Source organism: Caryophanon latum (genome assembly GCF_001700325.1).
In the GTDB taxonomy this organism is placed as follows: Bacteria; Bacillota; Bacilli; order Bacillales_A; family Planococcaceae; genus Caryophanon; species Caryophanon latum.
Genome location: NZ_MATO01000003.1, coordinates 1 through 17,194, shown reverse-complemented (window position 1 = coordinate 17,194; position 17,194 = coordinate 1). Strand labels below are relative to the sequence as shown.

The 17,194-nt window shown below is 43.2% G+C and carries 20 protein-coding genes and 1 other RNA gene; 9 read left to right on the top strand and 12 right to left on the bottom strand.

From position 1 onward, the window contains the following. Window positions 1-5: 5 nt before the first annotated feature. Window positions 6-1,679, bottom strand: a complete 1,674-nt coding sequence (locus A6K76_RS01160) for a hypothetical protein (RefSeq protein WP_066461266.1) — start codon at window positions 1,677-1,679, stop codon at window positions 6-8. 261 nt (window positions 1,680-1,940) lie between these two features. Here A6K76_RS01160 and pepT point away from each other — a divergent pair, with 261 nt between their 5' ends. Further along, window positions 1,941-3,167 (top strand): peptidase T, encoded by a 1,227-nt coding sequence (pepT, locus tag A6K76_RS01155; protein WP_066461264.1) that lies wholly within the window; start codon window positions 1,941-1,943, stop codon window positions 3,165-3,167. Between the two features lie 233 nt (window positions 3,168-3,400). Here the strand turns inward: pepT and glpK are convergent, their stop codons facing one another. The 4 genes from glpK to A6K76_RS01140 form a co-directional block, all read right to left on the bottom strand. Further along, window positions 3,401-4,894: a glycerol kinase GlpK gene (gene glpK / locus A6K76_RS01150; RefSeq protein WP_066461262.1), complete on the bottom strand. Its 1,494-nt coding sequence runs from the start codon at window positions 4,892-4,894 to the stop codon at window positions 3,401-3,403. 13 nt (window positions 4,895-4,907) lie between these two features. Continuing rightward, entirely contained in the window at window positions 4,908-5,705 is a 798-nt protein-coding gene (locus A6K76_RS01145; protein WP_066461261.1) for an MIP/aquaporin family protein, read from the bottom strand. 207 nt (window positions 5,706-5,912) lie between these two features. After that, window positions 5,913-6,062 carry a hypothetical protein gene (locus A6K76_RS16700; RefSeq protein WP_169817971.1) on the bottom strand — a complete coding sequence of 50 codons (150 nt, stop codon included), beginning with the start codon at window positions 6,060-6,062 and terminating at the stop codon, window positions 5,913-5,915. Between the two features lie 589 nt (window positions 6,063-6,651). Further along, on the bottom strand, window positions 6,652-7,068 hold the full coding sequence (locus A6K76_RS01140) for a DUF4395 domain-containing protein (protein ID WP_066461259.1): 417 nt from the start codon (window positions 7,066-7,068) through the stop codon (window positions 6,652-6,654). A 145-nt stretch (window positions 7,069-7,213) separates the two neighbouring features. Here A6K76_RS01140 and A6K76_RS01135 point away from each other — a divergent pair, with 145 nt between their 5' ends. Beyond that, window positions 7,214-7,927, top strand: coding sequence for a Fe-S oxidoreductase (locus A6K76_RS01135; RefSeq protein ID WP_066461257.1), 714 nt, complete (start codon window positions 7,214-7,216; stop codon window positions 7,925-7,927). Between the two features lie 48 nt (window positions 7,928-7,975). On the opposite strand, the gene A6K76_RS01130 is transcribed toward A6K76_RS01135, so the two are convergent. The 6 genes from A6K76_RS01130 to A6K76_RS01110 form a co-directional block, all read right to left on the bottom strand. Next, complete coding sequence (locus A6K76_RS01130) at window positions 7,976-8,221, bottom strand: hypothetical protein (protein ID WP_066461254.1); 246 nt, start codon at window positions 8,219-8,221, stop codon at window positions 7,976-7,978. A gap of 132 nt (window positions 8,222-8,353) precedes the next feature. After that, entirely contained in the window at window positions 8,354-8,899 is a 546-nt protein-coding gene (locus A6K76_RS01125; RefSeq protein WP_066461251.1) for a 5' nucleotidase, NT5C type, read from the bottom strand. Window positions 8,900-8,960: 61 nt separating this feature from the next. Next, window positions 8,961-10,070 carry an amidohydrolase gene (locus A6K76_RS01120; protein WP_066461250.1) on the bottom strand — a complete coding sequence of 370 codons (1,110 nt, stop codon included), beginning with the start codon at window positions 10,068-10,070 and terminating at the stop codon, window positions 8,961-8,963. 85 nt (window positions 10,071-10,155) lie between these two features. Next, the gene (locus A6K76_RS17130; RefSeq protein ID WP_281181395.1) at window positions 10,156-10,281 is read right to left on the bottom strand and encodes a hypothetical protein; all 126 of its coding nucleotides are present in this window, start codon (window positions 10,279-10,281) and stop codon (window positions 10,156-10,158) included. A 114-nt stretch (window positions 10,282-10,395) separates the two neighbouring features. Then, window positions 10,396-11,280: a DMT family transporter gene (locus tag A6K76_RS01115; protein ID WP_066461248.1), complete on the bottom strand. Its 885-nt coding sequence runs from the start codon at window positions 11,278-11,280 to the stop codon at window positions 10,396-10,398. 162 nt (window positions 11,281-11,442) lie between these two features. Beyond that, a complete protein-coding gene (locus A6K76_RS01110; RefSeq protein ID WP_066461246.1) occupies window positions 11,443-12,207 on the bottom strand; it encodes a LysM peptidoglycan-binding domain-containing protein in 765 nt (254 codons plus the stop codon). A gap of 321 nt (window positions 12,208-12,528) precedes the next feature. Between A6K76_RS01110 and A6K76_RS01105 the strand changes: the two genes are divergently transcribed. From A6K76_RS01105 to A6K76_RS01075, 7 genes are all read left to right on the top strand, one after another. Beyond that, the gene (locus A6K76_RS01105) at window positions 12,529-12,711 is read left to right on the top strand and encodes a putative motility protein (RefSeq protein WP_066461244.1); all 183 of its coding nucleotides are present in this window, start codon (window positions 12,529-12,531) and stop codon (window positions 12,709-12,711) included. Between the two features lie 199 nt (window positions 12,712-12,910). Then, window positions 12,911-13,543 carry a YfbR-like 5'-deoxynucleotidase gene (locus A6K76_RS01100; protein WP_066461241.1) on the top strand — a complete coding sequence of 211 codons (633 nt, stop codon included), beginning with the start codon at window positions 12,911-12,913 and terminating at the stop codon, window positions 13,541-13,543. Window positions 13,544-13,690: 147 nt separating this feature from the next. After that, a non-coding RNA gene (gene ssrS / locus A6K76_RS01095) (6S RNA) lies at window positions 13,691-13,880 on the top strand. 708 nt (window positions 13,881-14,588) lie between these two features. Further along, window positions 14,589-15,014, top strand: a complete 426-nt coding sequence (locus tag A6K76_RS01090; protein WP_066461239.1) for a helical membrane plugin domain-containing protein — start codon at window positions 14,589-14,591, stop codon at window positions 15,012-15,014. A 34-nt stretch (window positions 15,015-15,048) separates the two neighbouring features. Beyond that, on the top strand, window positions 15,049-16,233 hold the full coding sequence (locus A6K76_RS01085) for an NAD(P)/FAD-dependent oxidoreductase (RefSeq protein WP_066461237.1): 1,185 nt from the start codon (window positions 15,049-15,051) through the stop codon (window positions 16,231-16,233). A 172-nt stretch (window positions 16,234-16,405) separates the two neighbouring features. Beyond that, the gene (locus A6K76_RS01080; RefSeq protein WP_066461235.1) at window positions 16,406-16,693 is read left to right on the top strand and encodes a hypothetical protein; all 288 of its coding nucleotides are present in this window, start codon (window positions 16,406-16,408) and stop codon (window positions 16,691-16,693) included. 63 nt (window positions 16,694-16,756) lie between these two features. Then, entirely contained in the window at window positions 16,757-17,026 is a 270-nt protein-coding gene (locus tag A6K76_RS01075; RefSeq protein WP_066461234.1) for a hypothetical protein, read from the top strand. On the opposite strand, the gene A6K76_RS16875 is transcribed toward A6K76_RS01075, so the two are convergent. Continuing rightward, window positions 17,005-17,194: hypothetical protein (locus A6K76_RS16875; protein WP_211271714.1), on the bottom strand; the 190-nt coding region annotated here is incomplete at its 5' end. The two genes, A6K76_RS01075 and A6K76_RS16875, sit on opposite strands and share 22 nt — an antisense overlap.

The window sequence follows — 17,194 nt, the reverse complement described above, 5'->3', positions numbered from 1 at the left end:
TTTTGTTACGGTGTTAACCCTTGAATAACGAGCGCTTTTACCGGTAAAAACTGCTCGCCCGTTGCTGCATACGTAATGTCTACGATGTCACCTTGCTGTAAATAAATTGAGAGCGGTACACTTTCAGAGCTAACGATGTAGTTCGTGCCGTCTTGTAATAAAAACGATACGATCGTGTAATCGCCTGAACGCTCCTTATATACGCGTGAAACTGTTCCTGTAACGGTCGATTCCTCCGCATTCGATGCGCCGTCCACTGTTCCACCGCCGCGACTAAGTGCTGTGCGGTATGAGCGAAGCGCCTCGTTCGGTGTCGTCGCAAACGCTGAAATTTCAGGGTTTGATGCTGACACGATGAAATAATTTTGTAAGAAGCCGTTCGTATCAAGCACCGCCGTTAGCCAGCTCGCCTCGCCGTAGAAATTATATAAAATCGGCATTTCGCCTTCCCATTCCTTCTCGACAAATTGACGCTCGACGATGTTTAATGCGCCGCGTGAATCCATATATGCTTCTGCTGTGTTGCCCGTATAATACGTCGCCTCACCTGTGCGCGCATTCGTTAACGCATAGCCGAGCATTGAATCAACGCCTTCTTTCGGACTTGTGAAATCGGTAAAGTAATACATGTCGCCGTTTTCATCAAAAATTGGGCTGACGTTCGCCTCCGTACCTTCATCTGACGGCAGCTTCACATCTTTTTTCCCGAACTTACTATTCCAGTAGCCGTGCACGTAATTGCCGTAGTAGCTATTTTGTAAGCTCACCGCCTCTGGTGATATCGCGCCATCAATAAACGCAGGTACGTCCTCAAGTTCAAACTTCGACGTCTCACCTGTTGCGGCATCGACCATGACAATGCCTTGCGCGTCAAAGCCGTCACGCGCTGAAATGAACTTTCCGTACGTGCGAATGTAATACGGTTTGCCGTCCTCATCGACTTCAAGCTGTGCATCACCGTTAAATACGAGCGTCGGATAGTGCAAGCGCATGTAACGCTCTAAATCGCTATTTAAATACGCTGACGGCACGTACGCCATTTCCGCTTCGACAAATTTCGGATTCGCCGATGAATCGGTCGCGCTTAACATAAAGTACCCTGGTGTCGTCTCACCGTTCCACCATTTAAAGAAGCCCGAAAACTCGACCGGTGCGATGTAGACGTACTCACCGTTCACCTTTTGAATTTGCAAATTGCCTAGCTCATAAAAGCTCGTGTTCGGCACTTGGCTAAACGATTTTTTCATTTTGTTTTCGGCAAATTGTGGCGGTACACTCGCAGGCGTTTTCGTTTCGTCAAACGGCTGAATTTCGACCCCTTCATTCATTTGTGCCGATTCAAATTTATCGCCTGCATTGAAAATTGGCGCGGCAAATAAATAGCCGACAACGCCCAGCGAACCGACAAATAACAAGCTTTTCACCATTTGCTCCTTACCTTTTGAAAACGCTGCGCCAATTAACGTCCCTGCAACGATTACCGGCCAAAAAGCATGCCAGTTCATATCCGTTTTCGTCACATAAATAACAATCGCCGTCGCAATAAACGCGATGCCAAAAATAACAGTTGCGGCGATTGCTTGCTGCTTCGTACTAAACGATTCTGGCTTTTTTAACGGCACAATAATCGCTGTCGCAACGAGCGCGACGATCGCAGCATATACAAACATCATTCCCATTACCCTCACCCTTTCTTTCATACATATACGGAAAACTGCATAAAAAAGTTTCAAATATTCACTATATACATGATGATTGAAATTTAAAATGCGCACGAGGCTCGAAACAAGAGGAGGACTGCTGCGGGAAAAGCGCGCCTCGATGTGGAGAGCAAACGAACAAAACGCTACAATACACTCATCGTCTATATAGAACGTAAATATTCCGAATACCGAAGTAAAGTGCTACAATAGCGATATACATTAAAGGAGGGTTTTTACATGAAAGAACAAGTAATCGAACGTTTACTACGCTACGTAAAAATCGACACACAATCTGATTTCAATTCAACGACAACACCGTCAACAAAAAAGCAATTCGACTTATTGCATATGTTACAACAAGAGCTTGCGGACATCGGCTTAACGGACATTACGCTCGATGAAAACGGCTATTTATTTGCGACGCTGCCTAGCAATACAAACAAAACTGTGCCGACAATTGGCTTTTTAGCGCATGTGGATACGACGACGGACTTTAGCGGCACGAACGTCAACCCACAGCGCATCGACAACTATGACGGCGGCGACATCGCACTAAACGACGAGCTGACGATGCGCGTTGCAGACTTCCCAGAGCTTGCCGGCTATAAAGGGCAAACGCTTATTACAACGGACGGTACGACGCTGCTTGGCGCAGACGACAAAGCAGGCATCGCAGAAATTATGACAGCGATGCACTATTTAGTCGAGCACCCAGAAGTGAAGCACGGCGACATTCGTGTAGCGTTCACACCAGACGAGGAAATCGGACGCGGACCTCATAAGTTCGACGTTAAAGCGTTCGGTGCAGACTACGCGTACACGATGGACGGCGGACCACTTGGCGAGCTGCAATACGAAAGCTTTAATGCAGCCGGTGTAAAAGTGACGACACGCGGCACGAGTGTACACCCAGGCTCTGCGAAAAATAAAATGGTGAACGCGATCACAATGGCTATCCAGTTCCAAAACGAAATGCCACGCGACGCTGTTCCGGAAAAAACAGAAGGATACGAAGGCTTCATTCATTTAATGAGCTTTAACGGGCATATCGAAGAGGCAACGATGAGCTACATTATTCGTGACCACGACCGCGACAAGTTCGAGGAGAAGAAGGAGCATATGCGACGCACCGCGAACATGATTCAAGCGATTTACGGCGACGATGCGATTACGCTTGAAATGGAAGACCAATATTACAACATGGGCGAAAAAATTACGCCGGTGTTTGAAATTGTCGACATCGTGAAAGAAGCGTTCGCAAAGCTCGACATCGAACCGATCGTACAGCCAATTCGCGGCGGCACAGACGGCTCACAGCTTTCATTTATGGGGCTGCCGACACCGAACATTTTTGCAGGTGGCGAAAACATGCACGGTAAATACGAATATGTAAGCGCTGAGACGATGGAAAAAGCGACGAACGTCATTATCGAAATTGTGCAGCTATTTGAGCAAAAGGCGTAACAAACTGGTCGCGCTATGGGGGCGAACATGATGTTTGTTCTGAAGGCGGTGTCACAGGACGTGACGCTCACCGTCTTCCTTGAGCCTCCTCGACACTCATACTTCGTGTCTGTAAAGTCTCAAGCGTCGCGCTTTTCCTCTAGAAGTTTCGCCGCGCGCGTCCAATTGCTTCACTACTGCATATAAAAAAGGCACGAAACGCTGTTACATCAACGTTCGTGCCTTTTGTCATGTCATTTAAACACTTGCGCCGCCTTCACAGCTTTTTTCCAGCCTGTATAAAGCTCGTCACGCTGATCTTCCTCCATTGCCACTTCAAAGCGACGGTCTAAGTTCCAGTTGTTTGAAATGTCATCGAGCGATTGCCAAAAGCCGACCGCTAAGCCAGCTAAATACGCCGCACCGAGCGCTGTCGTTTCATTCACTTCAGGACGCTCAACCGGCACGTTTAAAATGTCTGCTTGGAATTGCATTAAAAAGTCATTTTTTACCGCACCACCGTCAACGCGCAACGTATTGAGCGGAATGCCCGAATCCGCTTCCATCGCACTGAGCACGTCCTTCGTTTGATACGCAAGTGATTCAAGTGTTGCACGGACGAAATGTTCCTTCGACGTGCCGCGCGTTAAGCCAAATACCGCACCTCGCACGTCCGAATCCCAATACGGTGTACCGAGCCCAACGAACGCTGGCACGACGTACACTCCTTCTGTTGAATCGACACGCTTTGCATACGCCTCACTATCCGCTGAATTTTTAAACATGCGCAAGCCGTCGCGCAGCCATTGAATTGCCGAGCCTGCAACGAAAATCGAGCCTTCTAGCGCGTACGTTACTTTGCCATCTAGCCCCCATGCAATTGTCGTTAACAAGCCGTTATTCGATTTCACCGCTTTTTCGCCCGTGTTCATAAGCATAAAGCAGCCTGTACCGTACGTATTTTTCGACATGCCTTCTTCGTAGCACGCCTGCCCAAACAGTGCCGCCTGCTGGTCTCCCGCAATGCCTGCAATCGGAATTTCTTTACCGAAAAAGTTTTTCGGCGCCGTTTTACCGTACACCTTCGACGATTCACACACTTTAGGAAGCATCGACGCTGGCACGGTTAATAGCTCTAGCAGCTCTTCATCCCATTTCAAATCGTAAATGTTAAACATGAGCGTGCGAGATGCATTCGAATAATCTGTAACGTGTGCTGCGCCTTCTGTTAGTTTCCAAATAATCCACGTATCGATTGTGCCAAACAGCAAATCGCCCGCTTCAGCCTTTTCGCGCGCCCCTTCAACGTTATCTAAAATCCATTTCACCTTCGTACCTGAAAAATACGCATCGATGAGTAAACCCGTTTTATCGCGGAACAAATCGTTATGCCCTGCTTCCTTTAGCTCCTCACAAATGCTCGCCGTTTGACGCGACTGCCATACGATCGCATTGTAAATCGGCTTGCCTGTATGTTTATCCCACACGACCGTCGTTTCGCGCTGATTCGTAATGCCGATACTTGCTACTGCATCAGCTGGAATATTTTTTTGCGACAGCACTTTTGCGATACACGACAAAATCGAGCTCCAAATTTCCTCCGCATTATGCTCAACCCAGCCAGACTGCGGGAAAATTTGACGAAACTCCTGCTGCGCTGTGTGTATAACGTTGCCACCTTCATCAAAAAGCATCGCTCGTGAACTCGTCGTCCCTTGATCTAACGCCATAATATATTGTTTTGTCATCGAAAAACTCCCCCTATTGTTCTACTTTTGACACCGTTGCTTGCGCCGCTCCAAAAATCGCGACGACAACGATGCTAAATAATACAAATAACATCATACTATTGCCGTTCCACAAAAAGTCGAAAAATACCGCTCCGTACACACCGCCAATAATAGGACCAATAATCGGCACCCACGCATACGACCAATTAGAACTACCTTTGCCCGGAATCGGTAAAAGTGCATGGGCAAGTCGCGGACCGAAATCACGCGCTGGATTGATCGCATAGCCAGTCGGACCGCCAAGCGCCATACCGATGACGATAATGAGCACACCGACTAAAAATGGATTTAACCCATCTGTAATTGTATTCGTCCCTAACGCTAAAATTCCTACTACAAGTGCAAATGCGCCGACCATTTCTGCCCCAACGTTCGACGGCGTATGCTTAATCGCAGGTGACGTCGCAAATACGCCGAGCTTCGTTCCTTCATCTTCCGTCCCTTTCCAATGTGGTAAATACACTAAGTATACAAGCACCGCACCGATAAATGCGCCAAGTATTTGTGCCACAATGTATAACGGCACGTCCGCCCACGCAAAATTACCGATCGTCGCAAGTGCAATCGTTAGCGCTGGATTTAAATGCGCACCGCTAATCCCACCGACCGCATAAGCTGCCATCGCAACGGCAAAGCCCCACGCAATTGTAATGACGACCCAACCGCCACCGAGCCCTTTTGATTTATGAAGTGACACACCAGCTACAACACCACCACCGAATAAAATGAGCAACATCGTTCCAACTAACTCTGCTGTAAAGGTTGACATACAACTCCCCCTTATTGCGATTTGTTTGTAGGTACAAAAAAAGCCCACGCGCTAAAAACCTACTGATGCTATTTTCGAGTAGATTTACGACGTGGGCTTACAAATGTACAACCACAAAATGTTAACTTATTGTCATTTTATTCATCATTTCGATACAAGTCAAACGATTTATTGTATTTTTCGACAATTTAACACACTTAAAGAACGCTATTTAGTTTTTTGTTTACGACGATTGAAATTTCCGAGCACGATGAGCACGCTACCTAAAATGAGCGATAGCCACCACCATGTTGAGCCATTTATGCTTAAGTACGCTGCAAACGCTAATAAAACAGCTCCTAAAATATATTGACGCACGTTATCACCTCATTTCTCATATGTGGACGAATTAGCTAAACATGTGATGCAGCTCGCAGTCACGACGTTGCCTTTTATTATATTGTACACCGTCACGCATCAGCTCGTCTTACGTACCGCACAACGACAAAAAAACCGACGCTTGGAGAGAGCGCCGGCTTGGAGTTCACACTGCCTAAAATATGAGGGGGGTTTCAGGCAAGCATACTGTTAGAGTGAAGCTAACTTCTGGAGAAAAGCGCTAAACTCGATCCTTTCACAACTGTTTTTGTGAGAAGGTGTAATCTTTATATCTAAATGATAATATTTCTCAACTTAAAAGTCAACATATATTCTCAATTATATATTCTAATTGAGAAATAAAAAACACCACGTTTGGAGAGAACGTGGTGCACGGAGAAAGTTTACACTGCCTAAAATTATGAGGGGGGTTCTAGGCGCGTAAGTATTATTAGGATTAGCTAACTTCTGGAGAAAAGCGGCTAAATCCTACCTTATCACAACTGTTTTTGTGAAAAGGAATTACCTTATGTCTCAATGATAATGCTTATCAATTAGAAAGTCAACATCTAATTGAGAATATTTTCATTTACTTCGAAAGCGAGCGACGGTATTGCCACTGCTTCAACTGAAAATGTAAAAAGCAGCCGATACAAAAGCCGCATAACGCAATGCCTGACGCGATCGCCACCATCGCACTAAACGCGTAGCCAATCGCATTTATACCGAGCATGAATCCAGCAAACGATAACGCTAAGCACGCAATCGCAATGTATGAGTTGAAGCGCTGCTGATTGACGTCCTCTGGTATGTAGCTGCTTTTTGGCTTGCGTAAACATAACGCTGCGATGCGCATAATCGGATTGAAGCGAACGAGTCCAAGCAAGTTCGCAATAAGCGGAATGAGTAATAACAATGCCTGTCCTGTAACAATCGTCAGCACACTCGTTACAAAAATAACGACTTGATTCGCCCGCACGACAGGACGAGGAATGGAACGTATCATAATAACCAACCTTCTTTCTAGGTATTAAAGATTGTAAACGATATGGCGGCAAAATGCAATGGAATGAATTATAATAGATGAAAATCCTATGTGTTGATTAGCCAACACGCCGAGATGAAAATATAACGATAAGGTGATGACAAACATGCCCGCTTTAACAATGGATCAAGTGCGCTTATTAAACTCATATAGCATTTACACAACGGAACCGAAGCGCACGCTATTTACAATGGAACATATTTTACACCGTGAGTTTTTCCACGGCGATTTCGCAAACTTAATGGTCGGCATTACAGGTGCTGCGACGGAAACTGCCGCTGTATCGCATTTCACACGACGTTACGGCATGTTTTTCGCGCTACAATTTTACATGCTCGCTGCGTATGATGAAATTTGGGACGGCAAAGTGAGCGACATTTGCTTTGATATAACAGAGGAATACGGCGTACATACAGTCGGCATGTTCGTGAATCCGAACGACTGGCGCTACGTGGACGACGACGAGCGCGAGCAAGTCATTAGCAAAATTTTATTCCAGCAAGGTCACGAAGTAATGCGCCAAGTGCGGAAAACGACAACGATTTCCCCGCTAACGATCTGGGAAAACTTTTTCGGCTACTTAGTGTGGCATTACCATACGCTGCTTAGTAACCCAGGGCTTGCCGATCAAGCGATGGACGATTTAGAACTGTTAGAAAACCCGAAAGTATGGGCGCGCTTTTCCGATAAATCGTTATTTGCGGAATATACAGGCGGCGCACATCCATCGAAGCTTATCGATGTGCCCATTCGTAAAAGCTGCTGCTTATCAAAAGACATCCCTGGCTTAATGGCTTGTGGACACTGTCCAATTCAATAACGCAAAAAGAGTGTGCGACAGTCGACGTTGACTGCTGCACACTCTTTTTTACTTCACTTGCTGACGAAACTGAATTGCTGGCTCATCGTTATACATGATGATTGCTGTACCGACCCAGCCTTTACTTAATAGCGATTGCTGCGTTTCGACGTCATGAAAGTCTACGAAGCGATATCGTTTATATAGCGCATCGCCACGCTCGCTTAGTACAAAGCCGTCCGCCGTTACAGCCGTAATGACGAAATGCTGGAGTTGTTCTGTTAACGTTTGTTGCTGCTCTGCTAAAATGACCACTTGTTTGTCGTCCTTTCCAAAAATGTCTCTCATCATTATAGTCACAAACGTACTATCGAATACGATCATTTGCTCAAAAATATAAAAAAGAGAATTGTGTTCGACAAACTTTCGAAACAATTCTCCGTTTTGCTATTTTGTATTAACTTCCACTTCGACGTTTGCGAAATATTCGCGTACGCCTTTCCAGCCATATACGCGTGGGAATTCGTCGCTCCCTGCGTTCGTCGGCTGGTCAAATAAAATCCCTTGCCCTGTGAAGTTGCGTAACTGCTGCACCGTATCGTCAATTAAGTAATCGGCGTTCACGACTTTTTTATTGCCACAGAAAATGAAGTATTGCGGGTTTAAAAATGGGAAGTGCTCAAGCAGCCATTCATATTTCGCTGTAAAGCTTCCTGGCACGTCCATTGCCGCTGTCGCAATGTAAATGTCGTACGTTTCATTTAATTCTTTCAATACGTCATATGCGTCTTCATCTAAAACAGCTAAGTCGCGGAAAAAGCCTGGCTCGTTTACCATTTCCCAAAACTTGCGTTGATCTTCCGCGTCGTGCTCACCTTGGAAAATTTCTTTTATCGTTAGTTCTTTACCGTACAGTGCGCGCGCCTCTACTAAAATTTTATCAAAAAAATTCGCTAGCACTTGGTCCATATCTACTGCAATGCTTTTTCTCATAAAACCCTCCATCTAATCTATACTACGACTAAGCTTACATGTTTTCACAACATTCGTGCAACTATTTCGCCGCCTCGATTAACGTTGCCGCTACCGCCTTTGCACCGATCAACAACGCCTCCTTCTTAAACGTCATAAGTGGATGATGCAGCCCTGGCGCTAAATCCGCTCCGATGCCAATCATTGCCGCATGCAGTGTCGGCTTCGCAATCGTGTAGCAATGGAAGTCATCGCTGCCTGGCGTATGTACTGAAGGTGCGATTGCCTCACTCGGGAACGTTGTCGCTAATGCACGCTCCGTAATCGCCACCGCCTCTGCTGATACTTGCGCTCCTGGTGTAAAGTCTTGCCACTCCCACTGTAGCTCTACGTCAAACTGTCGCTGTAAGTTGTTAAAAATCTCCTCAATGCGCGTTTTTTGCAGCTGCAGCACGTCGTTTTTTTGCGCGCGCACGTCGATTGAAAACTCACCCGTTCCTGCGATAATGTTCACACCACCACCGTCCGCGACCATTTTTGTAATTTTCGCCGAGCATACTTCAAACGGATCGATATGCATCATCGCTAGTTGCTGATGCATCGCCGCAAACACATCGATTGCACTTTTTCCTTGATGAGGGCGTGCCCCATGTGCATCAACGCCAAGTATTTTTCCTTGTAAAAAATATGCCGCGCCGTGATGAATGGCCGGCGACACTTGCCCGAACATAAGCTCTTCTTGCGGACGTAAATGCACGCCGAATAAATGCGTCACATCGTCTAATGCGCCGCGTTCAATCATTGAAATCGCTCCGTTCCCTTGCTCCTCTGCTGGCTGGAAAATGAAACGGACGCGCTTGTTTAACGCCGCTTCCTTCACGTACAGCAACGCGCCAAGAACCATTGACATATTCGCATCGTGCCCACATGAATGATTCGCCTGCCACGTGCCGTTTACTTCCTGCCATAATGCGTCAATGTCCGCACGCACCGCAATGACGTCGTCGCCTTCACCAATTTCTGCAATAAGCCCTGTTACGTCGTCAAAACGTCGGTACGGTACTTGCAAGTCGTCTAAAATGCGTGAAAGTGTGTTCGTCGTCTCAACCTCCTTCCAGCTCACTTCAGGATTCGCGTGGAAATAGTCAAACCACGTATAAATTTGCTGTTCAATTGTTTGCTCTGTAAACATGCTGCTGCCACCTTTATTTATCGTTGCTTTCATTATATCGATTTTACAGCAAAAGAAAAACGATGAGTGATTGCCACTCATCGCCTTACAATGATGTTAAAAAGCCTTCAGGTAACTCGATTTCCTGTAATTCCACCGATACTTCCGTCGTTGTTTCCACCGATTCTACACCTTCTTGATCAAGTAAATACGTTTCGAATTTTGAGTTCATGTGCAACGCTCCTAATAGTAAGAATATTTAGATAAATAATACTTTATACTATTATAAATACAGATGCAACATTCTATCGCATTCATCGAAAAGAAGTATAAAATCAATCTCAAATTAAGATATGTTTTGCATAGCACGTTTTCGTTTCCTGAACGTCGGCTTCACTTCCGCAATGAGTATCGCAAGGAAGATGAGCACACAGCCGACAATCATGCGCCCTGTTAATAGCTCATGTAAAATGATGACCGATAAAATCGTGCCAAATAGCGCCTCTGTCGATAAAATGATCGCGGACTTTGTCGGGTTCGCATATTGCATGCCGATATTTTGACAGACGTATGCGATCACCGTACAAAAGATCGCTAAGTAGACGATTGCATATAGCCCTTCTTGTGGCACATTCGTCGTCAGCTCGCCCATAAAGCCTGCCGTTACTAAACTAAGAAGCGAGGCGGTCATAAACTGCACAATCGTTAGCGCGAGTGCGTCCTCCGTTTTCACGAACACATTCGTATAAAAAATATCAAACGCAAATGCGAGCGCACACGCAATCGATAATAAGTCGCCGATGTTCATCGTCAGCGAGCCTTGCAGCGATAAAAAGCCGATGCCGACAATCGCAATGACAGCTGCTAAAATTTCAAAGCGGTCGAAGCGTCGTTTATAAATAATGTATGCGATGAGCGGCACGAAAATGACGTTTAGCGCTGTTAAAAATGCATTTTTAGACGGCGTCGTATACAGTAAGCCGTACGTTTGAATGACGAACGCTAAAAATAAAATCGACCCGAGCACAGCACCTTTCCAAAGCACTGCCTTATTAATGAGCTTTAATTTTTTTCGAAACACAATACATAAAATCATCGTTGCGAGCGTGAATCGTCCCGCCATAAGCTGAAGCACCGTTAAATATTCAAGCCCGATGTCCATACCGATAAAGCCGCTTCCCCACATAAGTGCTGTAATGAGCATGAGCAGCTCGCCTTTATACTTTCTCATCCTTTTGAAACCTTCCTTCGTCAACTTTCTGAAAAATCATTTACAATTTCATTAGCATAGCACGTTCGTTAACGGAAAAAAAGCGAGTATGTACAAAAAAACTATCACAAACAGCGTAAAGACCGTCAGTGATAGTTTATATAGCAATGCGCTATTTACGCATTAGTTTAAAATTTTAAGTGTTACTGTACGACGTCCCCAGTTCATCGCGTCTGCTTGTGATGGAATGAATACGTCAATGCGGTTTCCTTTAATCGCGCCACCTGTATCTGCTGCGATTGCTTCACCGTATCCTTCTACCCATACACGTGTGCCAAGTGGAATAACGCGTGGGTCTACTGCGATTACTTTTAAGTTAGGGTTTGAACGAATGTCCGTACCGTTCGCTGTAATACCAGAGCAGCCTGCGCAATATGCAGTATAAGCTGTTGCTTCCACTGTCATCGTTTGTACAGCGCTACGTGATGTTTGCTGTGATGATTGTTGAGATTGTGCGTTACGCTTCGCTGTTTCGACTGGTGCGCGTACAGAACCGTTTTTCACAACTAATACGTCACCTACGTGAATCGTATTTACAGAGCGTAAACCGTTCCAATCTGCTAACGTTTGTGCTGTCGTGCCGTATGCTGCAGCGATTTCAGCTAACGTATCACCATTTTTAATTGTGTAGTGTACTTCTGATCCTGAATTTGCTGATGCTTTTACAGATGAAGTACCACCTACTTGCAATGTTTGCCCCGCATAAATTAAATCCGAGCTTAACCCGTTTGATGCTTTTAACGACCCTACTGATACATTGTAGCGCTCAGCGATTGTTGATAAAGATTCGCCTGATTGTACTTTATGATTAGCAGCCGATGCGTCGTTTGCGGCAGCCCCGATTCCAAATGCCATAATTGCAGCCATTGCCCATGCTTTCGTGTTCATTATATAAATTCCTCCAAAGTTGAATTAAATCCGATTGTCCAAAAACTTTTATTTTGTAGCTGATGTATACTTTACCTTCTGAACATTACAGCCATATTACAAAACAAAGTGTAATCAGTTACAAACATATTTCGATAACAATGGATATTTATTCATATGAAACATTTCAATTTACCTAAAAAACACGTCCTAACCTAGGTATATCAACGTTTTTTCATATGCATAAACAATTTTCTTATATTTCAATGTGTCACATATATAACATCGCTTGTCACAAACAATAACTATTATTGCCGATATATACAGTAGGAGGTGAGATGAATGGATATTAATTCAATTATGTCTTCACAGCTTGCTGAGCTACAGCAAACATTACAAATGTCGTTATTAGACAAATCAATGAACACGCAAGCCGGCGCCGTTGCACAATTGTTAGAGGCAGCCCCACAAGCACCAGCTGCACAACACCCATATAAAGGCTCTGTTGTCGACGTATCAGTATGATGTTGTAACGAGCGTATTGATTTGCTGCTCATAAAATAAGGAATTCAACACGCATATCACCATTATATTTACTTATGTAAAGCCTCCTTTAGCAATTGTTAAAGGACGCTTTTTTCTTTGTTAACATTTCGTATAGCACGATTCATTTTATTCTTTTTCGGGTATAGTAATGGCATAGAGAGATAGGGAGGAATGTTGTATGGGGATTCATCAATTTTTCACTAGCTTAAATGATTTAGAGCGCATTATTCGTTGCCCAGGACGCTTTAAGTTCGAGGAGCATAACGTCGCAGCACATTCATGGAAAGTTTCGCAATACGCGATGTTTTTTGCGACACTTGAGGAAATGGAAGGCGCAACAATCAACTGGAAATCATTATATGAAAAAACGATTAACCACGATTTTGCGGAAGTGTTTATCGGCGACATTAAAACGCCTGTAAAGCATGCAAGCCCAGAGCTAAAGCAAATGCTGTCACATGTCGAAGAAAAGATGATGGAGAAGTTCATTTTAGATGAAATTCCAGAACGCTTTCAGGCAGTGTTTTTCGACCGTATGAAAGAAGGTAAGGACGCAACGATCGAAGGACTTCTACTCGAATTTTCCGACAAGCTTGATCAGTTTTATGAGTCATTTGCTGAGCTAAAACGCGGTAACAAAGATCAAGAATTTATTGTTATTTACGAAACAGCACTAACAAAACTGCTGCGTATGCCATTGCCAGCAAGCGTCATATATTTCCGCGACGTCATTTTACAAGATGCGATTCAAGAAGATACACATATTGATTTATATACGTTAACAGAGCAAATTTTAAAAGAAACGATGTAATCAATCGCTTCAAATTGTTTTCCCACTTTAAGGGAAAGCTTTTTATTTTGCTAATTTTTGACGAACTTGAATTACGATGCTTGTAACTTGACATTTTTTTTACATATCACTTACTTGCTATATTATAGCAGTTCACGTATTATGTTTATAAAGCTACATTGCTCGTACAATATTAAGTTTTAACCTTTATGCTGTAAAAGGGAGTTTTAATCGTTTAGGAAATGGCGTGCCTTCACTCTTTTGACTGAAGGATAAACAGGAACTAAATTGCGAACACCCACTTTGAGGAGTGGTGGTTTAAAACTTTCTATTCATATTACGTCATTGTAGCTTTATACTATTGTTGATACAGCAAGACCTATATAGACGCTCTACTACGGAATGCAACGTAGTAGAGTTTTTTTATGCTCTTTATCGCGATAACGTAAAGTTGTTTTCCATGTCGAGGGAGTCTTTTTCGAAAGCGTGGAAGCGAACACGATGTTTGTTCGAATTCCAGCTGCAGTTCGTATGTTGTTTCAAGCAACATTTGAGCGTCACTCCTAGCTTATGCTCATACACTTCTTTTCAACAAGCATGAAAAAAATATGGCGAAATGATAACGTATTTTTGAATCACCTAAACATTTTATGAAATATATAACAATAACTCAAAATACTTAATTGAAATAACGTGTCAACAGCTTTATAATTTAATATGTCATGTCACAAAGAGGCGTTGATAATGCAAGCCTTCATATAACTTTGTAAAGGTAATTTTGGAGCTCCTTCATTTTATTATACTGCCGAATTCTTTGTAATATTGTAGTTAGTGCTGACTGTTAAGAAATGAGGCTTAATAGTCTTTTTATCAAAATTCAATCGAGAATCTTCACACCTTAATAAGTAAGGGATGAATTACTTCTAACCGTAAGAACGACGGGGTTAGCTTACTAAATGACGAATCAATTGGTTTGTAATCGTAGGAATCCGCCACTTCAAAAGAAACGAAATGGTGGTAGTTCAAGAAACTAAAAAAGATTAGTGATGGCAAAGGAGAGTTAAACATGTCAGAAACGAACAACCAACAGGTAGAAGTATCTGTAACACAAGAACAACTAGACGTTTTAGATCAATTATTAAAGCCAGAGGTACAAGCTTCATTAACTACATTAGTAGATAACTTACCAAAGCTTGCAGAAATGACAACACTTTTAACAAAATCATATGAGTTCGCACAAGCTGTAGCGACAGATGAAACGTTAAAAGGTGATACAGTGAGCGCAATTTCTGAAATGGCTTCACCAGTAGTAGGTACAGCGAAATCTTTAGCCCAAACTGCAATCGAAGCAAAAGACCGTGCTGATGAAAGCCAAGAAACAATCGGTATTTTCGGTTTAATGAAAATGTTAAAAGACCCTCAAGTACAAAGCGTATTCCGTTTTGCTAATGCATTTTTACAAGTAAATGCTGAGCGTCAAGCAAATAAGTAATTTCAGAACAAACAGGACGGAGGATTATTTAATCATGTCAAAAGAGATCGTCATCTTAGGTGCTGGTTATGCTGGTGTGTTATCAGCTCTTACTGCACGCAAATACTTAAATGCCAACGAGGCAAAAATTACAGTTGTTAACCAATTCCCTACACACCAAATCATCACTGAGCTTCACCGCTTAGCTGGTGGTACAATCGCTGAAGGCGCAGTTGCGTTACCGCTTAAAAAAATCTTCAAAGGCTTAGATGTAAACTTAGAAATCGCAAAAGTAAACAGCTTTGACGTTAACGCGAAAAAAGTTGAATTATCATCTGGCAAAACATTATCATACGATACATTAGTTGTTTCTTTAGGTAGCCAAACTGGTTTCTTCGGTATCCCAGGCTTAGAAGAAAACTCAATGGTATTAAAATCAGCTGACGAAGCAAACAAAATTCGCAACCATATCGAAGACCGCATTAAAGCATATGCAACGTCTAAAGACGAAGCGGACGCAACAATCGTAATCGGTGGAGGCGGCTTAACTGGTGTTGAGCTTGTTGGTGAAATCGTAGACAACTTCCCGAAAGTTGCTGCAAAATACGGCGTAGACTTCGCTGACATTAAAGTAAAATTAGTAGAAGCTGGCCCACGCATTTTACCAGTATTCCCATCAAACTTAATTGACCGCGCAACAGAATCATTAGCAAAACGCGGCGTTGAATTCATTACGTCTACTCCTGTAACAGGCGTTAAAGGTAACGTAATCGAGCTTAAAGATCGTGAGCCGATCGTTGCAAATACATTAGTTTGGACTGGTGGCGTTGCTCCACTTCCATTAGTAGCTGAATCTGGTTTAGCTGCTGATCGCGGTAAAGCAACAATCAACGACTTCTTACAATCTACATCTCACCCTGATGTATTTGTAATCGGTGATGCATCTGCACACATTCCAAACCCAGGTGACCGTCCTACTTACGCACCAACTGCACAAGTAGCATGGCAACAAGGTGAAGCTGCTGGTTACAACATCTTCGCTCAAATTAAAGGTACTAGCATGAAAGAATTCAAATTCACAAACTCTGGTACACTAGGTTCATTAGGTCGTAAAGATGCAATTGCAACAATCGGTGCAAGCAATACGCAATTAGTAGGCTTACCAGCGACATTAATGAAGGAAGCTTCAAACATCCGTTACTTAACGCACATTAAGGCATTATTCGGCTTAGTATACTAATATAAACAACAAACGCCCTCATTGCGTAAATAACCCGCTAACGTATTCCCTACAATACGTTAGCGGGTTTTTATTTACGTCGTTTTGTAAGCAGGGCTTAGTGCTACTCCACATAGCGGACGCGTTCCACAAGCACGAGGGTGACACAGCTTAGCCTCAGTCCAGGGCTTCAGTGACAGCTAAAGCAGTTGCAGCTGCATTATCAAAGTATGCCAAAAAAATTGATTCTGCGATCGATACTGCTATTGACGCTTTACCATTTGTATCGGATCAGAATAAAACAACATGGAAAAAAACATTAACTACGGTTGCACTAGTTAAAGTTTTAAATAATTTCATTGGTGTTACGGATACAGTTGAGGGTTTTCTCATTAAAGGGATTTTAACATTAATTCCTGGTATGCCAGAATGGATAGCATCGGGAATCGCTAAAACATTAATGATGATTTTACCGATTTAATATCATATAATAATAAATCCCTAAAAAATTTTTAGGGATTTAAAAATAGAAAGAAGATATGTTATGAATCAAAAACTACCTTGGTATTTAAAGAAAACATCTGTCTATATATTTTGTATCCTTATGCCACCAATTGGGTATCTTATTTTACTTATCAATTTAAACAAATTTGAATATAAAGAAAGAATTGAATATTTATCTATTGCTACTATTATGACAGCAATTTGGTTACTAAAATTCTTACCAGAAACGCTCAATAATATAGTATGGATACTAATAATAACTTTTCTAATTGGTAGTACTATTATAGGTTATTTCAAAAAAAAGAAATAAACATTCTCAAGCGTGTTGATTAGCCAATCAATTGGCAGAAGCGTATTGCGGCTCGCTTTCCTGGGGCTCGGCTCAAGCCTCCGCACCGCTCCTGCGTCGCGCTTTACGGGGTATTGAGGCACGAGCTTTTCCCCAAGGAGTCTCGCCGCACGCTTACTGCCATTAATA

Excerpts from the sequence above, each read along its gene's own strand:
- A6K76_RS01160 (WP_066461266.1), bottom strand. The coding sequence starts at position 1,679 with ATGGGAATGATGTTTGTATATGCTGCGATCGTCGCGCTCGTTGCGACA.
- pepT (WP_066461264.1), top strand. The coding sequence starts at position 1,941 with ATGAAAGAACAAGTAATCGAACGTTTACTACGCTACGTAAAAATCGAC.
- glpK (WP_066461262.1), bottom strand. The coding sequence starts at position 4,894 with ATGACAAAACAATATATTATGGCGTTAGATCAAGGGACGACGAGTTCA.
- A6K76_RS01145 (WP_066461261.1), bottom strand. The coding sequence starts at position 5,705 with ATGTCAACCTTTACAGCAGAGTTAGTTGGAACGATGTTGCTCATTTTA.
- A6K76_RS01140 (WP_066461259.1), bottom strand. The coding sequence starts at position 7,068 with ATGATACGTTCCATTCCTCGTCCTGTCGTGCGGGCGAATCAAGTCGTT.
- A6K76_RS01135 (WP_066461257.1), top strand. The coding sequence starts at position 7,214 with ATGCCCGCTTTAACAATGGATCAAGTGCGCTTATTAAACTCATATAGC.
- A6K76_RS01125 (WP_066461251.1), bottom strand. The coding sequence starts at position 8,899 with ATGAGAAAAAGCATTGCAGTAGATATGGACCAAGTGCTAGCGAATTTT.
- A6K76_RS01120 (WP_066461250.1), bottom strand. The coding sequence starts at position 10,070 with ATGTTTACAGAGCAAACAATTGAACAGCAAATTTATACGTGGTTTGAC.
- A6K76_RS17130 (WP_281181395.1), bottom strand. The coding sequence starts at position 10,281 with ATGAACTCAAAATTCGAAACGTATTTACTTGATCAAGAAGGTGTAGAA.
- A6K76_RS01115 (WP_066461248.1), bottom strand. The coding sequence starts at position 11,280 with ATGAGAAAGTATAAAGGCGAGCTGCTCATGCTCATTACAGCACTTATG.
- A6K76_RS01110 (WP_066461246.1), bottom strand. The coding sequence starts at position 12,207 with ATGAACACGAAAGCATGGGCAATGGCTGCAATTATGGCATTTGGAATC.
- A6K76_RS01105 (WP_066461244.1), top strand. The coding sequence starts at position 12,529 with ATGGATATTAATTCAATTATGTCTTCACAGCTTGCTGAGCTACAGCAA.
- A6K76_RS01100 (WP_066461241.1), top strand. The coding sequence starts at position 12,911 with ATGGGGATTCATCAATTTTTCACTAGCTTAAATGATTTAGAGCGCATT.
- A6K76_RS01090 (WP_066461239.1), top strand. The coding sequence starts at position 14,589 with ATGTCAGAAACGAACAACCAACAGGTAGAAGTATCTGTAACACAAGAA.
- A6K76_RS01085 (WP_066461237.1), top strand. The coding sequence starts at position 15,049 with ATGTCAAAAGAGATCGTCATCTTAGGTGCTGGTTATGCTGGTGTGTTA.
- A6K76_RS01075 (WP_066461234.1), top strand. The coding sequence starts at position 16,757 with ATGAATCAAAAACTACCTTGGTATTTAAAGAAAACATCTGTCTATATA.